This is a genomic window from Vreelandella sp. V005 (assembly GCF_052645115.1).
In genome coordinates, this window is record NZ_JBQXYA010000001.1 from 454,518 (window position 1) to 477,683 (window position 23,166).

The following is a 23,166-nucleotide window of genomic DNA, read 5'->3' on the forward strand; positions in this document are numbered from 1 at the left end:
TTCGTGCATGCGTCTCTGGATCATCTTCACGTTTAAAGCCTTCGATTGACAATTAAAGTAAAATTCGCTCTTGTGGATTAATTAACTAAAACAATCCAGGAGTCCACATGAGCGAAACTCGTCCCGATTACACATCGCAGGGTAAATATGCTCGCTTAATACCCACTCTGGCTGACAGTAAAAAAGAGGAACGCGCAACCTCGATACTTTTGGCAGCACTCATGTCGGTATATGAATTTCGAAAAGCGATGCTGCAATCGATCAACTTGCGTGTTGGAGCCCGTACCAAGCTTGAGGCCTGGACCGAAGTAGTTTTCAAAGACGAAACCCCTGTCAAAAAAAAGGGGCCCGACGACCGACCAGACGGACTCATCGTTCTAGATACTGGTCGTAAAAAATGGCACGCCCTGATCGAAGCAAAAGTAGGCAGTGAGACTGTTGGAGAAGAGCAACTGCTAAAATACATAAAGCAAGCCAAAGAGCATGGCATTGATGCTGTTATCACCATCACTAATCAGTTTGTCGCGTTACCAACTCACCATCCAGTCCCCATACCCAAGAAAAACTTACGCTCAGTTGAGATTTTTCATTGGTCATGGACATACATCGTTACGATGGCTCAGTTGCTCTTAACTCAGGACAAAATAGAAAGCCAAGATCAAAGGTTCATTCTGCATGAAGTAGTGAAATATCTAGAAGATCCAAGTAGCGGAAAGACTGGCTTTACCAGTATGAACGCCGAGTGGAAGACCGTAGTCCAGAGCGCCTTTAATAATTCAAAACTTAACAAGAGCTCTGATGAGGTATTAAAAACCGTTAGTAGCTGGCACCAGGAACAACGTGAGCTTTGTCTTCAAATGTGGCCATTGGTCGGTGAAAAAGTCGAAGTTAAGCTTCCTAGAGCTCATCGTAATGATCCTAGGCAGCGCCTTACTGATGATTGCGATAAATTAGCTTCAGAGCACCTCCTCACCAGCACTATTGCCATCCCGAATGCCGCGGCTGATCTATTGGTCACCATCGACATTGCGCGTAAATCGATCACATGCAGTATGCGGCTTGAAGCACCTAGAGATAAGAAAAGCAGCTCAGCAAAAGTTAATTGGCTCACTCGTCAATTACCTACTAGCGAAAAAGGACCAGCGATTAGCATAAAAGCTATCCGCAAAGGTCAAGCCATGGATACAGACAAGCCATTGGAAGAAGTAAGACAAAATCCAATTATTTTAGACGCAGAGAACACCGACACGCAGCCTGTTTCCTTTGAAATATTTACATCACTCGACTTAGGGGGAAAATTTTCAGGTAATCGCGTTTTCATTGAGCATCTTGAAAAAATTGTTCCCGACTTCTACCGCCATGCAGGTCAGTATTTGAAAGCTTGGGTTGCGCCAGCGCCGCGTGTTAAACATGTTGAAACAGACCCTGAAGAAGAAACAGAAGCGCAGGTCAGTTCGCCTGATGATGAGTAAACTATTTTAATCCAGCAATGTAGATCCCGGTCATTTCATGACCGGGCTTTATCTAAAAAACACCTTAAGTAACCCATACATTTTTTTCCAAACCCGACCGATTCCCTCCAACCTGACCAACGCTCTCAACGTTGAAGCGTATATCCTGCTATGTGCTGTGCGCCCTTTCTTACGTACAATGGTGCGCATACAAAACGCCATTTCTGAGAAAACCTTCCATATGTACCCGATATTATCTGGCATCGGTCACTATGACTGCTGGCGACATCGAATGCGTTAATTACAGTTTTAAGAGGCAATATGGCTGCCTTCAATGCAGCCAACAGTGTTATTAAATGACTAATTTATTTAAAGAAAACAGTGCAGATCGTGGGCGGCTTTTTTCGGTTGCGCCCATGATGGATTGGACTACGAGAGACTACAGAGCGTTCGCACGCACCTTAACAAAGCGGACGCTGCTGTATACCGAGATGGTGACGACCGGTGCGATTTTGCACGGGACACCCCGTGAGCGCTTTTTGGGCTATAACGAGGTGGAGCATCCGCTTGCGCTACAGTTGGGCGGCAGCGATGCCGGCGAGCTGGCGGAGTGCGCGGCGATTGCTGAGGCGTGGGGCTATGATGAGGTGAACCTGAACGTGGGTTGCCCGAGCGACCGCGTGCAAAACAATATGATTGGCGCGTGCTTGATGGGTTACCCGGAAAAGGTGGCCGATGCCGTGCGGGCGATGCAGGCTGTGGTATCTATTCCGGTCACGGTGAAGTGCCGTATTGGCATCGATGACCAGGACGAGGACGCCGACCTCGAGCGGTTTATCGCGATCGTCGCTGACGCAGGCTGCGAGGTGTTTACCGTTCACGCCCGTAAGGCGTGGCTGCAGGGCTTGTCGCCCAAACAGAACCGCGATGTGCCGCCGCTGAATTATCCCCGTGTTCATCGTTTGAAGCAGAGTCGGCCCGAGCTACATATCGGTATTAACGGCGGCATTAAAACGCTAGCCGAGTGCCGTGAGCAGCTCACCCATGTGGATAGCGTGATGATGGGGCGTGAGGCGTATCAAAACCCTTGGCTGCTGGCAGGCGTGGATGAACAGCTATTTGGTGAGCAAGGCCCCGCGGCAAGCCGCTTGGATGCTGCGAAGGCTTTTAGGCCTTATATTCAGCAGCGCTTGGATGAAGGCGCGAAGCTGAACCACATTACCCGTCACCTGCTGGGCCTGTTCCAGGGTTGCCCCGGCGGCAGGCGTTTTCGGCGTCATTTGTCGGAACACGCGCATAAAGAAGGCGCTGGATTGCGCCTATTTGATGACGCGCTTAGCTTGGTGAACGAACCCGAGTGCGTTGTATAAGTGCGTCGTATAAAAAAACCCGCTACGCAAGCGTAGCGGGTTTGTCTTCCTAGTAGCGTAGGCTTACTAGCCGTTTTCGCGGCGGTTCGCCATTACGCCCTGCTCGACACGCTCGCCAATCGTTTGGTCGACTTTTTTCCAGTACTCGAATACTCGTGACAGCACTGGCTCTTCAACACCGTCGGAAACGTGGCCCACAATGTTGTTGACCAATCGGTCGCGGGCAGCATCATCCATTACCTTATTGACCAGGTCATTGGCTTGGTTGAAATCGCCATCGCCCGAGCGCAGCGTATAGGCAGCGCGAACCAACTCGCCGTCCGTCTCCCATACCGCTTCTTCCGGGTACCTTTCCGGATTGGCGTGCGCGCCCCCTTTGCTATTAGGTGCGTACACCGGGTCGGTGGAGTGGTTAATACGCATCTTGCCACCTTGGCTGTAGCTGTTCACCGGGGTCTTGGGCGCGTTAACGGGGATGTGTTGGTAGTTCACCCCTAGACGCGCGCGGTGCGCATCAGCGTAGGAGATGACCCGCGCCAACAGCATTTTATCCGGCGAGAAACCGGTGCCCGGTACCGAGTTGCTGGGCTGAAACGCGGCCTGTTCGATTTGGCTGTGGAAATCGACGGGGTTGCGATCCAACGTCATCTTACCCACTTCTTGCAGCGGGTAGTCGGCGTGCGGCCATACCTTGGTCAAATCGAAGGGGTTGATGTGATAGGTCTTGGCATCTTCGAACGGCATAATCTGGACTTGCAGCGTCCAGGTAGGATGATCGCCGCGTTTAATGGCATCGAACAGGTCGCGACGATGGTAGTCGGCATCCGCACCCGCCATCTTATCGGCCTGTTCCTGGGTCATGCACTTAATGCCCTGGTCCGTCTTGAAGTGGTACTTCACCCAAAAGCGCTCGCCTTCAGCGTTCACCCACATATAGGTATGGCTGGAGTAACCGTTCATGTGACGCCAGCTAGCGGGGATACCCCGATCGCCCATTAGCCAGGTGACCTGGTGGGCAGATTGCGGCGAAAGCGTCCAGAAATCCCACTGCATATCGTGATCACGCAAGCCGTTATCCGCTCGACGCTTTTGTGAGTGGATAAAGTGCTGGAATTTGAGCGGATCACGAACGAAGAACACAGGGGTATTATTACCCACCATGTCGAAGTTGCCTTCTTCGGTGTAGAACTTCAGCGAGAAGCCACGGGGGTCGCGCCAAGTATCCGGGCTACCAGACTCACCAGCCACCGTCGAAAAACGCGCCAACATCTCGGTTTTTTTACCCGGCTGGAGAAAATCTGCCTTAGTGTATTGGCTGACGTCGTGAGTTACTTGGAAGTGGCCAAAGGCACCGCTCCCTTTTGCATGAGGCTGACGATCCGGAATCATTTCCCGGTTAAAGGCCGCCATCTGCTCCATCAAGTAGTGGTCATGTAGAACGATCGGCCCATCGGGGCCTACTGAAAGGGAGTGCTCATCACTGCTGACCGGTATGCCCGCATCCGTTGTGGTGTGTTTCGTATTATCGCTCGTCATCGCTTTTCCTCCATGTCACGGTAGACGTGGCGTGCTGCCGCCACTCGTTCTAGTACGATGAAAGCTTGGCTGTTTACCTTTTGTTATCATTTTAGTAGCCGCTAACAAAGCCCATCATAGGTATAGTCAACTAGACGCTAACTTGCCATTCGTGAAGGCTATCGACCACCTATTGAACCGATAGTTTTTACTTATGGGCACGGGTTAGTAGAACGAATCTGGCGGTGGCACTAAGCTCGAGTTAAAGCTTTCCACAGCAGTTTCAGCCTCTTCAATTTCGTCAAAGCGGGCAATGTGGAACAGCGCCTCGCCTTCGTTGGCCAGCGGCAAACGGCTCATTCCAATCACAATACCATCAGCAACGGCACGCACTTCACCCTCGTCATTGCCAAAGGGGTCTGCCACTTTGCCCAGCACCTCGCCTTTGGCAACTCGCGCGCCCAAGCGCACCTTGGGGCGCAAAATACCGTCGATCGGCGCACGCGCCCAGCTTGACCCATTGGCCAGTTCGGCTGGGGCTGGCGTGCGGCGGCGCTGCTCGCCTGTCAGCATGCCTAAACGTCGCATGACGCGCAGTACCCCTCGCACCCCGGGGGCAATTGCCCACTCATCGAAGCGCAGCGCTTCGCCTGCTTCATAGGTAAGCACCGGGATGCCGCGCTTTTGGGCATAGTGGCGAAGACTGCCTTCACGCAACTCCGCATTCAGTACCACAGGGGCCCCAAACGCATCGGCCATGCGCTCGGTTTCACTGCCTGGGCGCAGCTGGGCGCGGATTTGTGGCAGGTTAGTGCGATGGATAGCCCCGGTATGTAAATCAATAATGTGGGTGGCATAATCGACAATTTGTTCACGGAACAGCGCGGCAATCCGCCCACCTAGCGAGCCTGATTCACTGCCTGGAAAACAGCGGTTGAGATCGCGCCTATCAGGCAAGTAGCGCGTTTGTTGTAAGAAGCCAAACACATTGACTACCGGCACAGCGATCAGGGTGCCGCGAATGCTGTTGATCGCTTTCGCACGCAGCACGCGGCGAACGATTTCTACCCCGTTGATCTCATCGCCGTGAATGCCACCACACACCAGCATCACAGGGCCATCCTTACGACCATGCACCACTTCGACAGGAATGTGCAGCGGTGTGTGGGTATATAAGCGCGCCACAGGCACATCCACTTGTAAGCGTTGGCCGGGCATAATGGTATGTTCGCCCAGTTGAAAAGGAGCTCGCGCCATGGGTTATGTCCTGTCTTTTAATCGGTTATTTCCGCGACGTTAGTGCGATGTATGCTTAGTGCCATTGCCTGTTTATACGCTGTCACTCATCAAATGACGAATTTGTTAATGCACGTTATGGGCTTCATCTCTTATCCATACAGTTTTGAATGTAAATAATCTTTCGCTTAGGTTAAAATGTGACCATACAGAGTCGATTATGAGGTTGCGTTTCCATGGCAAGAAAGACCAAAGCTGAAGCTGCTGCTACTCGCGAAGCGCTGCTTGAAGCTGCAGAAGAGGTATTTTTTGCCAAGGGCGTGGCACGCACATCGCTTGAGCAAATTGCTCGCCATGCGGGCCTCACCCGCGGTGCCGTCTACTGGCATTTCAAGAACAAAGGCGATCTATTCATGGCCCTGGTCGAACAGGTGCGCATGCCCTTTCAATCCTTGATGGATGAAGTGGATAAAGTTGACGCCGAGTTATCCCCGCTAGAGTCAATCCGGCTTGCCTGCCATGCAGGCTTGGTGCGCCTTGAACAACCGTCGTACCAGCGCATATTGTCGATCTTGCTGCACCGCTGTGAGTTTTTTAGCGACATTAACCCGCTGGATATGCAGGAAGAAATTGGCAATGAGTGTTTCCAGGAAATGCTGGCAGTATTTGTATTGGCGAAAGAGCAGCAACTGCTACGCGATGACTTAAGCCCAGAAGTCGCCACTCGGTTAATGCAATCCATGCTAGGAGGGCTTTTCCACGATTGGCTGCGTAATCCTGAAGCGTTTTCCATTCGAGCGCGTGGTGGTGAGTTAATCGATACCTCTATTCGTATGATGCAACGTTAAACCTCCCTCTCCACTCTCGCTGCAACGCAGCAAGTATGCTACTACTGGGCTATAGCTAGCCAAATAGAGCACACTATGGATGTCCTGGAGTTTGTCCGCGTACGCGAATTAGAAGTCGCCGTTCGCATCTGGAACCCTTCCGCCACTCGCACGCTTGTCGCCTGGCACGGGCTTGCTCGTCACGGCGGGGACTTTGATGCGTTGGCCCGGGAACTCGGCAGTGAATGGCGCATTCTTGCCCCGGATACGCCAGGCCGCGGGTTATCGAGCTGGTCGCTATTTCCGGCACACGACTACCTCTATAGCCACTATGTCACGGTTGCCATCGCGCTTCTGGACCACTTTCAACTCGAACGGGTGGATTGGCTGGGCACTTCGATGGGCGGCCTGCTGGGAATGTTGATCGCGGCCGATCCACAGCATAGCGGGCGAATTTCGCGTTTAATCCTGAACGATGTTGGGCCAGAGCTAAACAAGCAGGGGCTGATTGCCCTTTCCAGCTACTTTGGCGTTACCCACCGTTTCTCGACGTTTAGTGAACTCCAGCAAGAACTGACCCAGCACTATGCGAGCTTTGGGATCACGAAGGCGTCAGCTTGGCGTGAATTAGCGCTCAACAGTGCCCGTCGGCTGCCCGACGGGCGTTGGACGTATCACTTCGACCCACGCATCGGCGAGCAATTCGTACATGACACGCCGCGGGACACCTGGGCCGACTGGGCGAGCATACGCTGCCCTATAATGGTCATCCGCGGCGAAACGTCAACACTGTTAGATGCCGAAACATTGCCGCGCATGGCCGAAGCACAGCCAACGCTGGTCACCCTAACCGTGCCTCATTGCGGCCACGCACCAATGCTCGATAAACCTGCCCAGGTGGACCCTATTCGCCATTTTTTAAAGCATTCTGCACCACGCCCGCCCATGGCTGGTGGCACAGCGCAAACCGCCACTGGCGGGCAGCACATGGGGAAAAGCATGTTGCAATGGCTAGCCCAGCTGTGGCGGCGATGGTGGAAGTAGCCCTTAGTGAGAGGTTGAATAGTGGTTGGAATGACGTTTTTTCTGGCTTAAGCGCAGTTTATTCAAACGAACTCGCGTCTCAAGGTACTCTTGTTCGCTGACACTGCGATAAGCCCCTTCTTCAGGCAAGTACTTCACCAAGACCCGACGCTCGCCCTGCACCGGCAATGCATCACGCTTACTGAGCAGTTTTACGCTGCTGTTCGGCTCATTATCGATCATCGCGAAGGCCTGTTCGCCCTGCCCTTGGCGCTCTCTCACTACCACCGTTTGCCCCAGCAAACACCGCCGTGTAAAAGGACGATAACGGTGCAGCCCACGATGTAGTGCATGGCAAAGCGCTGCCGCCACGGGCGAAGCAATGACCAAGCTGCCCCATAGCACCAGGACCCCCACCGGGATGCGTATCAAGCCAAGTGGCAACCAACGCAGCACGAGCATTTCAATGGCCAGTGTCAGTACCGCGGCAATGGCCAAGATCACCGTTAAGGCCAGCGTCGCCGGCACCCCTGCGAAGCCAAGAGAGACCAGCGTGCTTGCCAAATGATCCTCTTTCAAACTGTCGCGCTCGAACAGCTCCAAAGGCGCCAAACGAATGATGACCAATAGCCAGTAGAGTGCTAAAAGGCCAAGTAAAAACGTAAACACTATGCTCGGAAATAGCGTGGCGGCGTGCAGTAGTTCATTCATGGCGTCCTCCTCCCCCGGTACTTAGCCGGCGATGTATTATATTTGTCAGCTTAGTCCAGGTTAGCTTTAGGGCGCCAGTGCGGTATTGATACAGGTCATGGCGATAAAAAAACGGGTACCTCCCAAAGGAGATACCCGTCTGTTGTCACTCTTTATTATCGCTAAAGGTTAGTGCTGATCCTGCTCTAGCGCCGGTTGCGAGGAGTGTCGCTTATCCCCTTTCATCTTACGCCCCAGCCAGTCAGAGGCCGTTGCAATCATGGCGTAGAAGCTGGGTATAAACAGGCTCCCCAAGGTCGCTACCGAGAACATCCCCATGGCGACTGTCGTACCGATGTGATGGCTGCTCACATCGCTGGCGCCGGTCGCCAGGGCCAACGGTAACGTACCAAAGATAAAGGCCAGCGAAGTCATGACGATGGGGCGAAAACGCAGTTCAGCAGCGGTAATGGCCGCTTCACGTATCGACTTACCCTGCTCTTTACGCTGAAGCTCGGCGAATTCGACAATCAGGATAGCGTTCTTCGCAGCCAAGCCGACCACCACCAGCATACCAATCTGCACATAGACGCTGGTATCCAATCCTCGTAGCACGATACCCCCGATACCGCCCAGGAACGCAAAGGGCGTTGCGGTGAGTACCGCCAGCGGTAACGACCAACTCTCATACTGAGCGGCCAGGATCAGGAACACCATTAACAGGCCGAAGACAATCGCCAGGGTGGCGGCGCTACCCATATTCGACTCCTGGTAAGCCGTGCCGGTCCAGCCCATGCCCCAATCGCTTCCCAGCGTTTCCTGCACCAACTGCTCCATCGCCTCGATCGCTTGTGCCGAACTATACCCTGGTGCCGGATTACCCTGGAATTGCGCACCGGCGTAAACGCCAAAGCGTGAGACCACTGATGCGCCCGTTTGGCGCTCAAGCTCCACGAACTCCGAAAGCGGAATCCGTTCGCCGTTGCCAGCCCGCACATACACACTGCTTAGGTCCTCCGGCGTTTTACGGAATTCGTCCTCGTTTTGCAGGTACACCTGGAAGTTACGGTTTTGATAGCTGAAGTAGTTCACAAAGCCGTTACCAAAGGTATTCGACAGCGCGGAGTTAATATTCCCCAGTTCGACGCCATAACTCAGCGCTTTCTGCTGATCAATGTTCGCCCGGTAGGACGGCACATTAACGTTAAACGTGGTGAATACGCGATTCAGCGCCGGGTGCTGATTAGCCTTCTGCATAATTTGCAGAGAAGCCTCATAAAGCTCGCGCGTCGAGGCACCGTCAAAGGACTGCAGGTAGCCGGTAAAACCACCAGTGGTCGAAAGCCCCATGATCGGCGGCACGTTAAAGGCCATTGCCGAGCCTCCATCTATGCTGGCGCCTAACCCCATAATACGCCCGACTAGCTGGTCAGCGGTTAGCTCACGCTCAGCCCAGGGGGCCATATTGACGAATATAATGCCCCGAGCGGTATTGACCGCACTCGACAGAATGTCATATCCCGCCACCGCCGAGGAGTATTCAACCCCTGGGATGTCTTCAATAGCCGCGCTGAGTTTGCCCATATAAGTCTGGGTACGTTCAAGCGATGCGGCATCCGGCAACGACACACTCACCAGCACGATACCCTGGTCGGTTTCTGGCACCAGTGTCGAAGGCGTATTGGCATACAGCCAGTACGAGCCAACGCCGGTGGCGACCGTAAGGGCCAGCGCCAGCAACCAAAACCGCACCAAGCCTTTCACTAGCCACATATAAGCCGCAGTGATCCCCGCAAACATGCGATCAAACAAGCGCAACGGCGTATGCAGGGCGCGCTTGAATTTAGACTGCCCGGCACCGGCCATTTTATGCTTGATAAAAATCGCTGACAGCGCGGGTGTAAAGGTCAACGCCATGACCGCCGAAAGCGCAACCGAAATAGCAACGGTAATCGCGAACTGCTGATAAATTTGCCCGGTAAAGCCACCCAGAAAAGCGACGGGAATAAACACAGCGGCCATGATCAACGAGGTGGCGATAACCGGCCCACCGACCTCTTTCATGGCCCGAACCGTGGCATCACGCACGCTGATATCATCCTCTTCACTCAGCACACGCTCAACGTTCTCCACCACCAGGATGGCATCATCGACCACTATCCCTATCGATAACACCAGCGCGAACAGCGTCAGAAGGTTGATCGAGAAACCAAATAGGTAGAAGCCCGCAAAGGTACCCACCACCGCCACGGGCACCACCGACATGGCAATGACCGTAAAGCGCCAGTTCTGTAGGAAGATGAACAGAATGACGATGACGATAAGAAAGGCTTCGATGAAGGTTTTAATGACCGTCTCAACAGAGGCATCGATAAACAGCGTCGTGTCGTAAGGCGCGACATACTCTAGCCCCGGCGGGAAGCGGCCCTGCAGTTCATCCATGGTGGCACGAACGCCTTCTGCTGTTTCCAGTGCATTGGCGCCAGGTTGCTGATTGATAATAATCGGCGTCATGGTCGAGCCGTTCAAACGGGCATCGACCCCGTAAAAAGATGCCCCGAGTTCAATCCTGGCAACGTCGTCCAAACGCAGCGATGAACCATCACTGTTAGTGCGCAGGTAAATATTGCGGAAATCGTCGACAGTATTCAGACGACCACCTGCGGTAATGGTATAGGTGTAAGCACGCGGATCGCTTTGTGGTGTTGCCGCCAAACTACCCGCCGGTATTTCGGTGTTTTGGGTTCTAATCGCACTCGCCACTTCGCTGGGTGTTAGATCATATTGAGCTAACTTATCCGGATCCATCCAGATACGCATCGCAAACTCACCACCACCCAGTACTTCTGCGTTGCCCACCCCCGGCACTTGGCGAAGCTCGTCCAGGATGTTCAACGTGGCGTAGTTTTGCATGTAGATGTTGTTGTAGTCGCCGTTTGGCGAGGTCAACGCTATAAACATCAAGATAGAGTCAGAGCGCAGTTCAACGGTGACGCCCTGTGACTGCACGGCTTCCGGCAGTTGTGAGAGCGCCCCTTGCACCCGGTTATTGACGTTGATGGTATTGATATCGCCATCGGTGCCAATATTGAACGCTACACTCAGGCTCATGGTGCCGTTATCGGCGCTGTTGGAGGTCATGTAAAGCATATCCTCAACGCCGTTAATGGCCTCAGCGATAGGTGCCGCCACCGTCTGCGCTACGGTTTCAGCATCCGCACCGGGGAACTGTGCCTGAACGGATACCGTAGGGGGCACCACACTGGGATACTGCTCAATGGGCAGAATCCGCATCGACATGACGCCCACCAGCGTCACGATAATCGCCAACACCGTGGCAAAGATCGGGCGACTGATGAAGAAGTTGGAGAAGTTCATTATTGCGTACCCTCTTCCCCTTCAGCGGTCTGACCTTCTGCCGCCCCTTCCAGCGCTTGCGCCTCTTCAGCCTGCTCTTGGGACTGCTCTTGCTCGCGCTCCTCTACTAGCGCCTCCGCATTGCCACTAAATGGCTGTGGGTCAATCGCTCTACCCGCCTCTAAACCAGCAGGGTCGCCCACTATTACCCGGTCTCCTGGCGCGAGGCCGTCTTGTATGATCAGCCAAGGGCCCGCTAACTCACCTAACGTGACTGTGCGCTCGCGTGCTTTATTCTCTTCATCCAGCACATAGACTTGAGGACCCATCAAGCCTTGGGTCACCGCAATTTCAGGCACGGCAATAACGTCAAAGCGTTTTAAGCCTTCAATACGAACCCGCACAAATTGTCCCGGCAGAACGCTAGCCTCTGGGTTTTCAAACGTGGCGGTCGCCTGAACAGTACTGGTGTCCCGATCAACGCTTGAGCCTAAAAAGTCTAAGTGCCCTTCAAGCTCAGAATCTTCCCCACCACTGATGCCAGGAATGCTCAAGCGGGCGCTAATATCCGCAGCCTGAATGCCATCGCTCAACTGGCGGCGTAGCTCGAAGGCATCGCGTTGGGGCAGTTGAAAGCGTACTTCTAAAGGATCGAGCGGGGTGATCGTGGCGAGCTCGGTGCCGGAAGTCACCAAGTTGCCGACATTAATTTGGCTTAAGCCGATCATGCCTGAAACAGGCGCCGTCACCTGTGAGTAGCCCAGGTCCAGGTTGGCACTGGTCAATGCTGCTTCGGCTTGTGCGACGTTTGCCTGCGCCACCCGCTGGTCGGCGAGCGCTTGGTCATACTGCTGACGGCTGACCGAGTTCTGGCTTAGCAGTTGCTCGAAACGTTGCGCATCACGCTGGGCGCGGGAAAGCTCAGCCCGTGCGCTTTGCAAATCAGCTTCGCGCTGGTTAACGGTTGCCTGGTAAAGATCCGGCTCGATGGTATAGAGACGATCGCCCTCTTCGACCATTTGGCCGGGCTCGAAGTGACGCTCTTCCAGAAAGCCATTCACACGCGCCACCAAGGTGACTTCATCATCGCTGCGCAGCAAGGAGGGGTACGATTTATCCAGCGGTATATCCTGACGCGCCACTTCAGCCACTTCGACTTTATGGGGCGGGGACTCTTGTTGGGCGCCCTGTTGGGGCGCCTCCGCTTGCTCTTGCCCACAGGCCGCAAGTGCCAGCGCGGCTACCAGCGTCATTAGACTCGCTCGGCGTGAGTGAATCATCTTCTTCATACGTTAAGTTCCCATGTATCTTTTAAAAGTCGGCTGGTAGCACGTGCACACTTGGGTCATACACTATCGACAACCATTAACTGCCAGGCTGGGGCGGAGCACCGATGTCGAGAGCGCTCTCATAACGGTCGCCGCCGCCATTCTCGGGTAAGATAAAGTTCACCTCATCACCGGTTAACCACGCGTTGACTTCTTCAATGGCTTCGACGTCCAAACGCCCAGCCTGCTGGCGCAGCGAAAGCAAATTCACCACATAGTCGTAGCGCGCTTCGGCGTAGTTGGCGATCGCGTTGTAGAGGTTTTGCTCCGCGTTCAACACGTCCACGATGTTACGGGTGCCCACCTCATACCCTGCACGGGTGGCTTCTAAAGCGCTGCGATTGGAGACGATGGCCTGCTGGCGCGCCTCGACGGTTTCCACATCGTTGCTCACCTGGGTGTACAGCGAGCGAACCTGCTGGATGGAGGAACGACGCTGGGACTCGAAATCGTACTGGCTACTTTCCAGTTGATAGGTCCCTTGGCGAATGCTGGCACTGGTGCGGCCACCGGTGTAAATGGGCAGGTTAGCGCTCAAACCCACCTGGCTAGAGGAGTCCTCACCGGTGGTGTTATCGATATCACTGTCACCGTATTGATAATTACCAAAGGCTTGCAGGGTCGGCAGACCGCCTGCACGGGCGATTTCCACACCGGTGCGCGCTACTTCGATACCAGCTTGCTGAGCCAATACCTGCGGGTTAAGCTCGAGGGCCTGTTCCACCCAGTAGTCGCGGCTACTTGGATTGGGAAGGCCAACGGGCATGCTGTCGCCAAGTGCTTCAATGCTGGCATAGCGTTGGCCGGTCAGCTGCTCCAATGCCTCGAAAGCCACTTGAAGGTTACTTTCTGCGGCAATGCGATCAGCTCGTGATTGGTCGAAGGTCGCGCGCGCTTCCTCGACTTCGGTAATCGCAATCAAGCCGACCTCAAACTGCTCGCCCGCTTGTTCGAGCTGGCGCCCAATCGCCCGCTCTTGAGCAAGACGGGCCTCTAGGATTTCGTGAGCGCGCAGAATATCGAAATAAGCGCTGGCAGTGTCGATCAGCAGTTGCTGTTCGGTGGCCGCAAGCAGATACACCTGCTGGTCAATTTGGCGTTCGGTTTGAGTGACCTCCCGACGCGTTACTTCATCGTAGAGCGCTTGAGTGGCTTCTAAAGAGAGCGATACGGTGTTGTAGCGGTCATCGCTTGCGCTACTAAAATCTCCGTTAACCCCTCCTGCACCAGTGCTCACTCGCGAGGATGTCTGACTTTCGTACTGCTGGTTGTGGGCAACATTACCGGTGGCGTTGATTTGGGGAAGCAACCCACTGCGTGCCACATCTCGGCTAGCCTCAACGCTTAAATACTCAGCGCGTGCCGACGCTAACGCCGCGTTATTGTCTAATGCGTCACGGGTAATCGTGAGGAGGTCAGCCGCTTGAGCAGGCAACACAAATGAAGCTGTGAATACCGCTACCAGTAAGGGTCGTAAAGGGGCATTGACTGCCCAGTGTGCCAGTCGCATGGGATTGCCTCTAGGTATCAGCGTCAGGATGGCGAACGAACTAAGCTTCTCTGTCTGCTAAGTCGATCAACTTACAAAGTCTCTCAGCTTACAAAGACACTTGGTGCATTGAGCCACTCAGAAAGATGAGCATTATAGTTACATTCATGTATGTATGCTAGCCTTGAACAATCTAAAAATGTGTGTACAACCTATTGTCAAGCCGCTTCCAGCTTACCTTAGTCCAATGTAGGAAGGGTCGACTATCCACACGGCTTACTTTTCCGAAATTCCCTTGGATCAATCCCCCACTTTGTTAGCCGTGACGCTAACGTCGTTGGTTTGATGCCCAGTAGCTCCGCGGCGCCGCCCGCCCCCGACACTTTGCCGCCCGCCTGGGAGAGCGCGGCTAGCGTACTTTCTCGTTGGCGCTGGCTAAGCGCATGCTCGGTCAGCAGCGTGGTTTCATGATGTTGCCCGAGGTCACGACCCGCCGTGGGCTCGTTGCTTGTGCGGCTTAACGAGCGGGGCGGCTCCCCCAACAGGAGATCATCGAATACCAGACGCCGATCCTGGGTGACGATTACCTGACGTTCAATGACGTTTTCAAGCTCACGGATATTGCCGGGCCAGGGGTAACGCTGGAGGATTTCTAATTGCGCGGGAGGGATACGCACTCCGGGCTTATTGAATTTGAGGCAGGCTCGGTGCAAAAAATGCCGCGCCAGCAGTGGCACATCCTCAATCCGTTTGCGCAAGGGCACTGAATCGATGGGGAAAACGTTAAGGCGAAAATAAAGATCTTCACGAAAATGCCCCACCTCAATCATGTCGCGCAGTTCACGGTTGGTCGCGGCAATGACCCGCACGTCGACTTCCCGTGTGCGGTTGTCGCCCACCCGTTCGAACTGTTGATCCTGCAATACACGCAGCAGCTTACTCTGTAACTCGAGAGGAATTTCACCCACTTCATCCAAAAACAGCGTCCCGCCATGGGCGAGCTCAAAACGCCCTGGGCGGTCCTGTACCGCGCCGGTAAAAGCGCCTTTTACATGGCCGAAAAACTCGCTTTCAAACAGGTCACGCGGAATAGCCGCACAGTTTACCCGGATCAATGGCCGGTCACTGCGCGAACTGCCCGCGTGGATAGCGCGGGCGATCAGCTCTTTACCGGTGCCCGACTCACCACTTATCAGCACATTGGCACTGGTAGGCGCCACCATCTCGATCTGTTTAATCAGCTTTGCCACGGCAGGGCTATTGCCCACAATGTCGCGATGGTTGAGTTCCGCTTTTATCTCTTCTTGCAGGTACTCATTTTCTAGCTCTAAGCGCTGCTTGAGCGTCTCCACTTCGGCGAGTGCATCACGAAGTTGCTGCTCGGCACGCTTGCGCTCACGAATATCGCGAAACAACACCACGGCGCCCACTAAACGGCCCATCTCAAAAATCGGTGTGCTGGTGTACTCGACCGGAATGGCTTCACCATTTTTGTGCCAAAACACCTCGTTATCGACATGGTGCACCTGGCCGTCGCTGAACGAGGCGTGAATAGGACACTGCTGTACCGGAAAGTGGCTTCCGTCGGCATGGGTGTGGTGAAACATCAGGTGCGCGTCGTGGCCGACCATATCGTCGGTACTCCAGCCCAAAATGCGCTCTGCAGCGGGGTTCACAAAGGTCGTTTTGCCCTCCGCATCCAAGCCGTAGATACCCTCACCCGCTGCGCTAAGAATCAGCTGATTCTGCTTCTCGATGCGCTCGAATACCTGCTCGACCCGCTGCCAGCCCACTTCTCCCTGGCGGTGCTGACGACCAAGCTCTGCCTTTGCACGCCGCTGCTCGGCCTTATTGCGGTCAATCAAGGTCAATAACAGCTGAGGAGAATCTTCGATGCGCTGGGCATACACCTCGACTCGATACGGCTGGCGCAGCATGTCCAGCACAACCAAATCATCCGACCAGGCGGTTTTTTGCTCCAGCGCCTCACCGGTAAAGCTAATCCATAGCGGTAATGAAGCACTTAAGCGGTGGCTAAAGGGTGATGCCAGGGGCAACTCATGATCCAACCCGTTTTGCTCATTATTGCCTGGCTCATCACTTTCATGCTCGTCACTTTCTGGACCGATACTGCTTTGGGGAATACGGAGCAGTTCACAGGCAGCCCGATTGGCAGCCAGCAACTGATCGCTAAACGGGTCGACAACCATCATTGCGAGCGGTGAATAACCGCCCATCCATGCGGAAGTTTGGCTGTTGAGGAGTACTCGCGCGACCATCGTGGGTATCTCAAGGTGCATAAGTGAACGTTGTCTTTACCATTCAATTCCCACGCCACTTACGAAGTTTCGTCAATAAAACAACGAAATATCGTTATTTACGATTTTTCGTTGTTTTTGGCCGGCATCAAAAGCGCTAATCAGAAAACAGAATAACTCTTTTAAAACAGTATCTTAATATCAAAATAGCCAAGTTGGTATATAAATCGCAATAAAATCATTAGCGCCATACGCCTTCCCCTTTTTTGCACCAAGACAGCGCAACCCTCTGTTTTATTGCTCCGCAAGGGAAAACTAAAAATACATGGGCGAGGTGTTAACCAATCGAAACAACACAGGAAACCTGCTTATGTCTTATCTAATGCCTAGTGAATTCGTCACTAAGTTGGTGGATCAGGGTGAAGCAAAAGTCTATATGGGCACCCGGGATACGCTTATCCGCGCCTTTATGGCGGGCGCTACCCTTGCATTGGCGGTTATTTTTGCCATCACTATTGCGACCCAAACTGGCCAGTTTTTGATTGGGGCGCTGCTGTTCCCCGTTGGCTTTGTCATGCTCTATTTAATGGGCTACGACCTGCTCACCGGGGTGTTTATGCTGGTGCCGATTGCCTGGCTCGATAAAAGGCCCGGCGTCACCTTGCCGCGGATGCTGAAATGCTGGGCCCTGGTAGGGCTGGGCAATCTAGGGGGCGCGCTGTTTATTGCCACCTTTGGCTACCTGAATTTCACCATGGGCGGCACCGAGGAAATCAACGCTGTTGGCCAAACGATGATGGCCGTTGGCGAAAGCCGGACAGTGGGCTACCAAGAGGCGGGGCTTGCTGGTTGGATTGTGCTATTCCTGCGCGGCATGTTCTGCAACTGGATGGTTTCCATGGGCGTGGTGGGCGCCGCTATTTCCACTACGGTTTCCGGCAAGATAATGGCCATGTGGATGCCCATTATCGTGTTCTTTTATCTCGGTTTTGAGCACTCCGTCGTCAACATGTTCTTGTTCCCGATCGGCCTAATGATGGGCGCCGACTTCACCCTGTACCAGTACATTATGTGGAACGAGATCCCTACCGTTCTAGGCAACCTCGTGGGCGGTCTGACCTTGGTTGGCTTGGTTCTCTACACCACCCACGTACGTACCCAAGCTAAAAAAGTTTTATCTTAATAAAAGCATTAACACCACAAAGGGCGCTAGCCGCCCTTCACGCTTAAGGAGAGACCTCATGGATAAGCTCGAAATGCGTCACACTCTGCTCGCCGCCAAAGCGCGTAAAAAATTGAGCTGGGACGATATTGGGAAAGCGGTTGGCATGTCACCCGTATGGGTCGCTTCTGCCTGCTACGGCATGAATAGCGCGAGCAGCGAGATTGCGCATCAACTATGCGATACGCTAGGCGTGGAAAGCGATGTCGCCGACGCGTTAGTGGCGTTCCCCACCAAAGCCTGGGACGAAGCCATCCCTCAGGACCCCTTCATCTACCGCCTCTACGAAGTGGTCGGCGTTTATGGAGAAACCCTTAAGGATGTCGTGCAAGAGAAATTCGGCGACGGCATTATGAGCGCCATCGACTTCACCATGGAAGTGGATAAGATCGAAGATCCTAAAGGCGACCGGGTATTACTCACCTTGAATGGCAAGTTCTTGCCTTATAAATCTTGGTAAACGTCCTGGTAAGCATTAACTGAAGGATTCGACCTTTGCCACGCTGCGTTCAACCGCTGAGCGATAACCGGCCCCGAATAGCAGCAGGTGATTCAATAGCGGATAAAGCTGAAACAGCGCTTCACGCCTCGGCCAATCGGCCGGGGCGTTGCCGTTCCAGTAGGCATCGAAAAACGCCTCACCCGGCGAGCCAAACAAAGTCAGCATCGCGACATCCACTTCCGGGTAGTGGCGATACACGGCAGGGTCAATCAGGGCTGGCCCCTTCGTGGTAAAGAGCACATTCCCCGACCAACAGTCGCCATGCACTAAACTCGGTGTCGTATCGGGCAGCCAGCCCTCTAAACCATCGGCTAAGCGTTCGATACGCCCGCGCAGCCCACTCTCCAGGAGCCCTTGCTGATAGCACGCCTCGCTAAGCGGCAACAGGCGCCGCTCCCGCTGAAAAGCCCGCCCATCGTTAAGCGGCGCATTAGGCTGGGGAGTGAGCCCACAGGCATTATCCTGATGCCAGCCGTGGGCGTCGCCAATCACTTCGTGCAAACCGCGCAGTCCTTCGCCAAGCGCTATCGCGCTTTGCGGCCCGGCGGGCACGGTATCCAATGACTCAATGACCAGCCAACCCTCTGCCAACCCTAGCACCTCCGGCACTGCAAGCGCCTCGCTGGCATTGCGAAGCGTGCGCAAGCCTTCCGCTTCCCCACGTAGTCGAGCCGCATCGTCGTGCTTGATCACCACCTGCCCCTGGCGTGTCTCAAGGCGATACACAGCGGCAATATCGCCTCCACTGAGCGGCTGCAAATCGCCCGTCGGGGTTAACTCGATGGATCTCAACAACTGGCTGAGGGTGGCATCCATAAGGCTCTCTCCCTGTGCCTGTAGCATGACGGCGTCGGCATCAGAGCAACCCGAAAACCGACGCACTCAAACCGTGCGCTAACGTAACTCTCAGCCTAACCGCTTATCGATTAAGCTTTCTAACTCAAGCTGGTCGTCGTGGAAGCGACGGATACCTTCAGCTAGCTTGTCGTTGGCCATGGCATCCTGGTTGTGCCCCCAGCGGAAAGCGGCTTCATTAAGCGGCGCGGCGGGTTTACCTGCCCCCTTCCCAGCTTGAATTTGTGCAGTGACGCTGCCCTCTGTCGCTTCCAGTTCTTCAAGTAACGCGGGCGAAATGGTCAGCCGTGGGCAGCCAGCCAACGCCAGCACTTGGCCGGTGGTACGAAAACTCGCGCCCATTACCACCGTCTCGTAGCCGCTCTGATTAGCTCGCTCGCAAACACCCTGAACGAACTGCACGCCTGGGTCGTTTTCTGGGGTGTACTCACTGCCGGTCTCTTTTTTATACCAATCGGTCACCCGGCCCACGAACGGGGAAATCAGAAACACGCCCGCGTCAAAACACGCCTGAGCCTGGGCATCGCTAAACAGTAGCGTCAAGTTGCACTGGATGCCCTCGCGCTCGAGCACTTCGGCGGCACGAATGCCTTCCCAAGTGGAGGCCAGCTTGATCAGCACGCGATCGCGTGAGACGCCACGGGCATCGTACAGCTCGATGAGTTCATGGGCCTTGGTAATGCTGGCCTGGGTATCAAACGAGAGCCGAGCCGCCACTTCGGTGGAAACACGGCCCGGTACGACAGCTGAAATTTCACTCCCCATGGCAACCGCGAGGCGATCAACCGCGTGCTTGACTTGCTCTTCACGGCTGCCGCCCGACGCTTTTACACTGCTTAGCTCTTCATCGATCAGCGCTTGATAACCCGACAAACTAAACGCCTTGAGCAGCAGCGAGGGGTTGGTGGTGGCATCCTGAGGCTGATAGCGGCGAATAGCTTCAAGATCACCGGTATCGGCGACGACGAGCGAGTGTTGCTTCAACTGTTGCAGCTGACTGGTCATAAGATCTCCTTGATATGCTTTTAAGCGCCGCCATGGCGTTGTTCAAGTGCTGCGCAATAACGTGCATAGATGGGTTGGTACGCGGCCACACGCTCTGGATCGGGCTCAGCCAGTGACTGCGCGTCCAGATGGACTAATTTTTCACACAGCGCTTCCAGCGTAACGCCTTCTTGACGCTGGTCGCACCACGCGGCCTGTATCGCCGCACCCAGGGCAGCTGCGTCGGTAATCTCAGGGCAAATCACCTGGGTACCGGTAATATCAGCCACCATCTGCCGCCACACGGCGCTGTTGGCGCCGCCACCGATCAGTCGAATCTGGCTGGCGCCAGCGGTTAAATCACCCAGCAATTCCAGTCCATAGCGTAGCCCGAAAGTGGCTCCTTCCACCACGGCACGGCACAAATTAGCCTGCGTGGTGTTCAAGCTGGTCAGGCCAAGAAAATCCGCCGAGGCGTCGGGTAGCATGGGTACCCGCTCGCCGTTGAAAAAAGGCAGCACCGTAACGCCCTCTGCCCCTACCGGAGCGCTAGCGATCCGCTCGCTGAACGCCGCGAGGTCCAGACCGAACAGCTCGCGAACCCGAGTGGTCGCTGAGGTAACGTTCATGGTGCAGATCAGCGGCAGCCAGCCACCGGTACTCGAGCAGAAGTTGGCGACCATGGCATTGTCGCACTCCACGGGGGTGGCCGAGTAGGCGCAAACGGTACCCGATGTGCCCAAACTCAGGGTAATAAGCCCTGGGGTAATATTGCCGGTGCCGATAGCACCTAACATGTTATCGCCGCCGCCCGAAGAGACCACAACCTGATCACTCAAGCCCAGCTCGCGGGCGACGACCGGGCGCACCACGCCAACCGGTTCATGGGCTTCCAATAATCGGGGCAGTACGCGCTCAGGGTCGAGTTCGGGCGCTATTTCCGCAAATACCTGCAACTGCCAGCAACGCTTGCGAGTGTCGAAGTACCCCGTGCCCGAGGCATCGCCGGCTTCGGTAGCCCGCTCCCCGGTGAGCCAGAAGTTAAGGTAATCATGGGGCAGTAACAGGCTTTCGATGCGGTGGTAGGCATTGGGGTGATGCTGCCGCAGCCAAGCCACCTTGGAGGCGGTATAACCGGCTTGCAGCACCAGCCCCAGTTTTTCCAGGCAGCCCGCCTCACCGCCCAGGCGGGCGACCAAATCGGCATTCTGGGCGCTGGTTTCGGTATCGCACCACAGCTTAGCGGGGTAGACCGGCGCACCATCGGCATCGAGCGCCACCATTCCGTGCTGCTGACCGGAAACACCGATGCCGCGGACTTGGCTGGCCAAAACGCCGGCTTTATCGAGTGCAGCAGAGAACGCCCCTTTCAGGGCCGCCAGCCACTCAGCGGGCGCCTGCTCACGGCGGCCATTTTCAGCTTCATCCAGGCAATGGGCACGGCTTGCTTCCGCGAGAATCATCCCTCGCTCAATGTCGACTACTACTACCTTGGTGCTTTGAGTACCGCAATCTACCCCGATATACATCACAATGTTCCTTTGGATGCCGCCAGACCCTCTAGCGTAGCGCGTGCGCCATGTTCGTGCAGTGATTCGAGCGCGCTCAAGTAGGCCTCAACAAAGCGGGTGTTGTCGACCAAGTCACCAAACAGCTCGCGATTTTCGATAAAGGCCGTAGGTCGCTTGCGATTCTCAGCCGCAATGGCCATTAACGGGGCTTTCAAACGATCGACAATCTCGATCGGCTCCCCTTGCTCGTCCACGCCTTCAGCATAGCGCGCCCAGCTGGCCACCACGGCGGCACTGCGCTCGATCTCGCCACCCTGGGCCAACTGTTGGCGAATTACCGGTACGAGCCACTTCGGAATGCGATCCGAACTCTCGGCACAAAGTCGTGCCAGGGTATCCTTGATTTGCGGGTTGGCAAACCGCTCGATCAGCGTTAAGCGGTAAATTTCGAGATCGACCCCAGGCACCGGCGCCAGGGTGGGCGTGCCCTCTTCGCGCATATATCCCAAGAGAAAATCAACGAACAGCGGATCTTGGCACACTTCATGGGCGTAGCGGTATCCAGCTAAATAACCAAAATAGGTTAGCGCCTGGTGGCTGGCGTTGAGTAGGCGCAGCTTCATCAGTTCGTAGGGTTCGACATCCTCAACGACTTGAACACCGACCTTATCGAACGCCGGACGACCAAGGGGAAAGTGGTCTTCGAGCACCCACTGGGTAAACGGTTCGCACACCACCGGCCAGGCGTCTTCGACCCCAAAGCGCTGGTCCAGCTCATCGATATCCGTTGGGGAAGTCACTGGCGTAATACGATCCACCATGGCATTAGGGAACGCCACCTCGCTGGTGAGCCAGACGCCTAACGCAGCGTCCCGTGCGTGAGCATAGGCGCCGAACATACGCTTGGCCACGTCGCCGTTGCCTTGAATATTATCGCAAGACATCACGGTAAACGGGGCGATGCCACGTGCCCAGCGGCGGGCCAGCGCTTCCACCACCAGCCCGAAGCTGGTCGTCGGCTGGGTGGGGTTGGCCAAGTCGGCACGTACCTGAGGATTATCCAGGTCGAATTCGCCGCTCACCGGATGAAAATTGTAGCCACCTTCGGTGACGGTCAGCGAAACAATGCGAATCGCCGGATCGGCCATCTGTTCGATGACGGCCTCGGTGTCTTCCGGTGCAAACAGGTAATTCATCATACTGCCAATGACCCGCGGCTCGTACTGGCCGTCAGGGTGTTTCACCACCAACGTGTAAAGATGATCCTGCGCCGCCAAGGCCTGCTGCATGCGTTTGTCGCCGGGCATCACGCCCACGCCAATAATCCCCCAATCCAGCGCCTCGCCCTGGTTCATCAACATATCCAGATACATGGCCTGGTGGGCACGGTGAAAGCCGCCCACCCCAATGTGCACAATGCCTGGCGTAAGCGCGTTACGGTCATAGTGAGGCACGGCAACATCGGCGGTCAGATTGCCCAAGTTGTGATGGTTAAGTCGGGTCATGGGTGCTCTCCAGCCAAGGCCTACTTGGCACGATGGGAATAAT

17 protein-coding genes are annotated in these 23,166 nt (G+C 55.1%); 6 read left to right on the forward strand and 11 right to left on the reverse strand.

From position 1 onward, the window contains the following. Nucleotides 1-107: 107 nt before the first annotated feature. Together ACUN8H_RS02075 and dusA are read left to right on the forward strand one after the other, a co-directional pair. The gene (locus ACUN8H_RS02075) at nt 108-1,472 is read left to right on the forward strand and encodes a hypothetical protein (RefSeq protein WP_445530517.1); all 1,365 of its coding nucleotides are present in this window, start codon (nt 108-110) and stop codon (nt 1,470-1,472) included. Nucleotides 1,473-1,807: 335 nt separating this feature from the next. Continuing rightward, the gene (gene dusA, locus ACUN8H_RS02080; RefSeq protein WP_445530518.1) at nt 1,808-2,821 is read left to right on the forward strand and encodes a tRNA dihydrouridine(20/20a) synthase DusA; all 1,014 of its coding nucleotides are present in this window, start codon (nt 1,808-1,810) and stop codon (nt 2,819-2,821) included. Between the two features lie 66 nt (nt 2,822-2,887). Here the strand turns inward: dusA and ACUN8H_RS02085 are convergent, their stop codons facing one another. Further along, nucleotides 2,888-4,357, reverse strand: a complete 1,470-nt coding sequence (locus tag ACUN8H_RS02085; RefSeq protein WP_445530519.1) for a catalase — start codon at nt 4,355-4,357, stop codon at nt 2,888-2,890. Between the two features lie 204 nt (nt 4,358-4,561). After that, on the reverse strand, nt 4,562-5,593 hold the full coding sequence (locus ACUN8H_RS02090; RefSeq protein WP_445530520.1) for a succinylglutamate desuccinylase/aspartoacylase family protein: 1,032 nt from the start codon (nt 5,591-5,593) through the stop codon (nt 4,562-4,564). Between the two features lie 215 nt (nt 5,594-5,808). Here ACUN8H_RS02090 and ACUN8H_RS02095 point away from each other — a divergent pair, with 215 nt between their 5' ends. Continuing rightward, complete coding sequence (locus ACUN8H_RS02095) at nt 5,809-6,420, forward strand: TetR family transcriptional regulator (protein WP_445530521.1); 612 nt, start codon at nt 5,809-5,811, stop codon at nt 6,418-6,420. Nucleotides 6,421-6,495: 75 nt separating this feature from the next. Continuing rightward, entirely contained in the window at nt 6,496-7,443 is a 948-nt protein-coding gene (locus ACUN8H_RS02100; RefSeq protein ID WP_445530522.1) for an alpha/beta fold hydrolase, read from the forward strand. A 3-nt stretch (nt 7,444-7,446) separates the two neighbouring features. Here ACUN8H_RS02100 and ACUN8H_RS02105 read toward each other — a convergent pair whose 3' ends face one another. The 5 genes from ACUN8H_RS02105 to ACUN8H_RS02125 form a co-directional block, all read right to left on the reverse strand. Continuing rightward, nucleotides 7,447-8,133, reverse strand: a complete 687-nt coding sequence (locus ACUN8H_RS02105; RefSeq protein WP_298969272.1) for a hypothetical protein — start codon at nt 8,131-8,133, stop codon at nt 7,447-7,449. 168 nt (nt 8,134-8,301) lie between these two features. Next, nucleotides 8,302-11,490 carry an efflux RND transporter permease subunit gene (locus ACUN8H_RS02110; protein ID WP_445530523.1) on the reverse strand — a complete coding sequence of 1,063 codons (3,189 nt, stop codon included), beginning with the start codon at nt 11,488-11,490 and terminating at the stop codon, nt 8,302-8,304. Then, nucleotides 11,490-12,758: an efflux RND transporter periplasmic adaptor subunit gene (locus ACUN8H_RS02115; protein WP_298968068.1), complete on the reverse strand. Its 1,269-nt coding sequence runs from the start codon at nt 12,756-12,758 to the stop codon at nt 11,490-11,492. The genes ACUN8H_RS02110 and ACUN8H_RS02115 overlap by 1 nt, the downstream gene beginning before the upstream one ends. A gap of 76 nt (nt 12,759-12,834) precedes the next feature. Further along, nucleotides 12,835-14,307 (reverse strand): TolC family outer membrane protein, encoded by a 1,473-nt coding sequence (locus ACUN8H_RS02120; protein ID WP_445530524.1) that lies wholly within the window; start codon nt 14,305-14,307, stop codon nt 12,835-12,837. 242 nt (nt 14,308-14,549) lie between these two features. Then, nucleotides 14,550-16,586 carry a sigma-54 interaction domain-containing protein gene (locus ACUN8H_RS02125; protein ID WP_445530525.1) on the reverse strand — a complete coding sequence of 679 codons (2,037 nt, stop codon included), beginning with the start codon at nt 16,584-16,586 and terminating at the stop codon, nt 14,550-14,552. A gap of 328 nt (nt 16,587-16,914) precedes the next feature. Between ACUN8H_RS02125 and ACUN8H_RS02130 the strand changes: the two genes are divergently transcribed. Then, nucleotides 16,915-17,727: a formate/nitrite transporter family protein gene (locus ACUN8H_RS02130; RefSeq protein WP_101146046.1), complete on the forward strand. Its 813-nt coding sequence runs from the start codon at nt 16,915-16,917 to the stop codon at nt 17,725-17,727. A gap of 58 nt (nt 17,728-17,785) precedes the next feature. After that, on the forward strand, nt 17,786-18,226 hold the full coding sequence (cynS, locus tag ACUN8H_RS02135) for a cyanase (RefSeq protein WP_101146045.1): 441 nt from the start codon (nt 17,786-17,788) through the stop codon (nt 18,224-18,226). 15 nt (nt 18,227-18,241) lie between these two features. On the opposite strand, the gene ACUN8H_RS02140 is transcribed toward cynS, so the two are convergent. From ACUN8H_RS02140 to ACUN8H_RS02155, 4 genes are all read right to left on the reverse strand, one after another. After that, the gene (locus ACUN8H_RS02140) at nt 18,242-19,084 is read right to left on the reverse strand and encodes a fructosamine kinase family protein (RefSeq protein WP_445530526.1); all 843 of its coding nucleotides are present in this window, start codon (nt 19,082-19,084) and stop codon (nt 18,242-18,244) included. A gap of 90 nt (nt 19,085-19,174) precedes the next feature. Further along, complete coding sequence (tal, locus tag ACUN8H_RS02145) at nt 19,175-20,128, reverse strand: transaldolase (RefSeq protein WP_445530527.1); 954 nt, start codon at nt 20,126-20,128, stop codon at nt 19,175-19,177. Nucleotides 20,129-20,148: 20 nt separating this feature from the next. Then, complete coding sequence (gene xylB, locus ACUN8H_RS02150; RefSeq protein WP_445530528.1) at nt 20,149-21,636, reverse strand: xylulokinase; 1,488 nt, start codon at nt 21,634-21,636, stop codon at nt 20,149-20,151. Beyond that, on the reverse strand, nt 21,636-23,123 hold the full coding sequence (locus ACUN8H_RS02155) for a mannitol dehydrogenase family protein (RefSeq protein WP_445530529.1): 1,488 nt from the start codon (nt 23,121-23,123) through the stop codon (nt 21,636-21,638). The genes xylB and ACUN8H_RS02155 overlap by 1 nt, the downstream gene beginning before the upstream one ends. Nucleotides 23,124-23,166 lie beyond the last annotated feature (43 nt).

Bases quoted from the DNA above. Each gene is read 5' to 3' on its own strand.
- ACUN8H_RS02100 (WP_445530522.1), top strand. From the start codon at position 6,496: ATGGATGTCCTGGAGTTTGTCCGCGTACGCGAATTAGAAGTCGCCGTT.
- ACUN8H_RS02115 (WP_298968068.1), bottom strand. From the start codon at position 12,758: ATGAAGAAGATGATTCACTCACGCCGAGCGAGTCTAATGACGCTGGTA.
- cynS (WP_101146045.1), top strand. From the start codon at position 17,786: ATGGATAAGCTCGAAATGCGTCACACTCTGCTCGCCGCCAAAGCGCGT.
- tal (WP_445530527.1), bottom strand. From the start codon at position 20,128: ATGACCAGTCAGCTGCAACAGTTGAAGCAACACTCGCTCGTCGTCGCC.
- ACUN8H_RS02120 (WP_445530524.1), bottom strand. From the start codon at position 14,307: ATGCGACTGGCACACTGGGCAGTCAATGCCCCTTTACGACCCTTACTG.
- dusA (WP_445530518.1), top strand. From the start codon at position 1,808: ATGACTAATTTATTTAAAGAAAACAGTGCAGATCGTGGGCGGCTTTTT.
- ACUN8H_RS02075 (WP_445530517.1), top strand. From the start codon at position 108: ATGAGCGAAACTCGTCCCGATTACACATCGCAGGGTAAATATGCTCGC.
- ACUN8H_RS02085 (WP_445530519.1), bottom strand. From the start codon at position 4,357: ATGACGAGCGATAATACGAAACACACCACAACGGATGCGGGCATACCG.
- ACUN8H_RS02110 (WP_445530523.1), bottom strand. From the start codon at position 11,490: ATGAACTTCTCCAACTTCTTCATCAGTCGCCCGATCTTTGCCACGGTG.
- ACUN8H_RS02125 (WP_445530525.1), bottom strand. From the start codon at position 16,586: ATGCACCTTGAGATACCCACGATGGTCGCGCGAGTACTCCTCAACAGC.
- ACUN8H_RS02140 (WP_445530526.1), bottom strand. From the start codon at position 19,084: ATGGATGCCACCCTCAGCCAGTTGTTGAGATCCATCGAGTTAACCCCG.
- ACUN8H_RS02155 (WP_445530529.1), bottom strand. From the start codon at position 23,123: ATGACCCGACTTAACCATCACAACTTGGGCAATCTGACCGCCGATGTT.
- ACUN8H_RS02105 (WP_298969272.1), bottom strand. From the start codon at position 8,133: ATGAATGAACTACTGCACGCCGCCACGCTATTTCCGAGCATAGTGTTT.
- ACUN8H_RS02095 (WP_445530521.1), top strand. From the start codon at position 5,809: ATGGCAAGAAAGACCAAAGCTGAAGCTGCTGCTACTCGCGAAGCGCTG.
- xylB (WP_445530528.1), bottom strand. From the start codon at position 21,636: ATGTATATCGGGGTAGATTGCGGTACTCAAAGCACCAAGGTAGTAGTA.
- ACUN8H_RS02130 (WP_101146046.1), top strand. From the start codon at position 16,915: ATGTCTTATCTAATGCCTAGTGAATTCGTCACTAAGTTGGTGGATCAG.
- ACUN8H_RS02090 (WP_445530520.1), bottom strand. From the start codon at position 5,593: ATGGCGCGAGCTCCTTTTCAACTGGGCGAACATACCATTATGCCCGGC.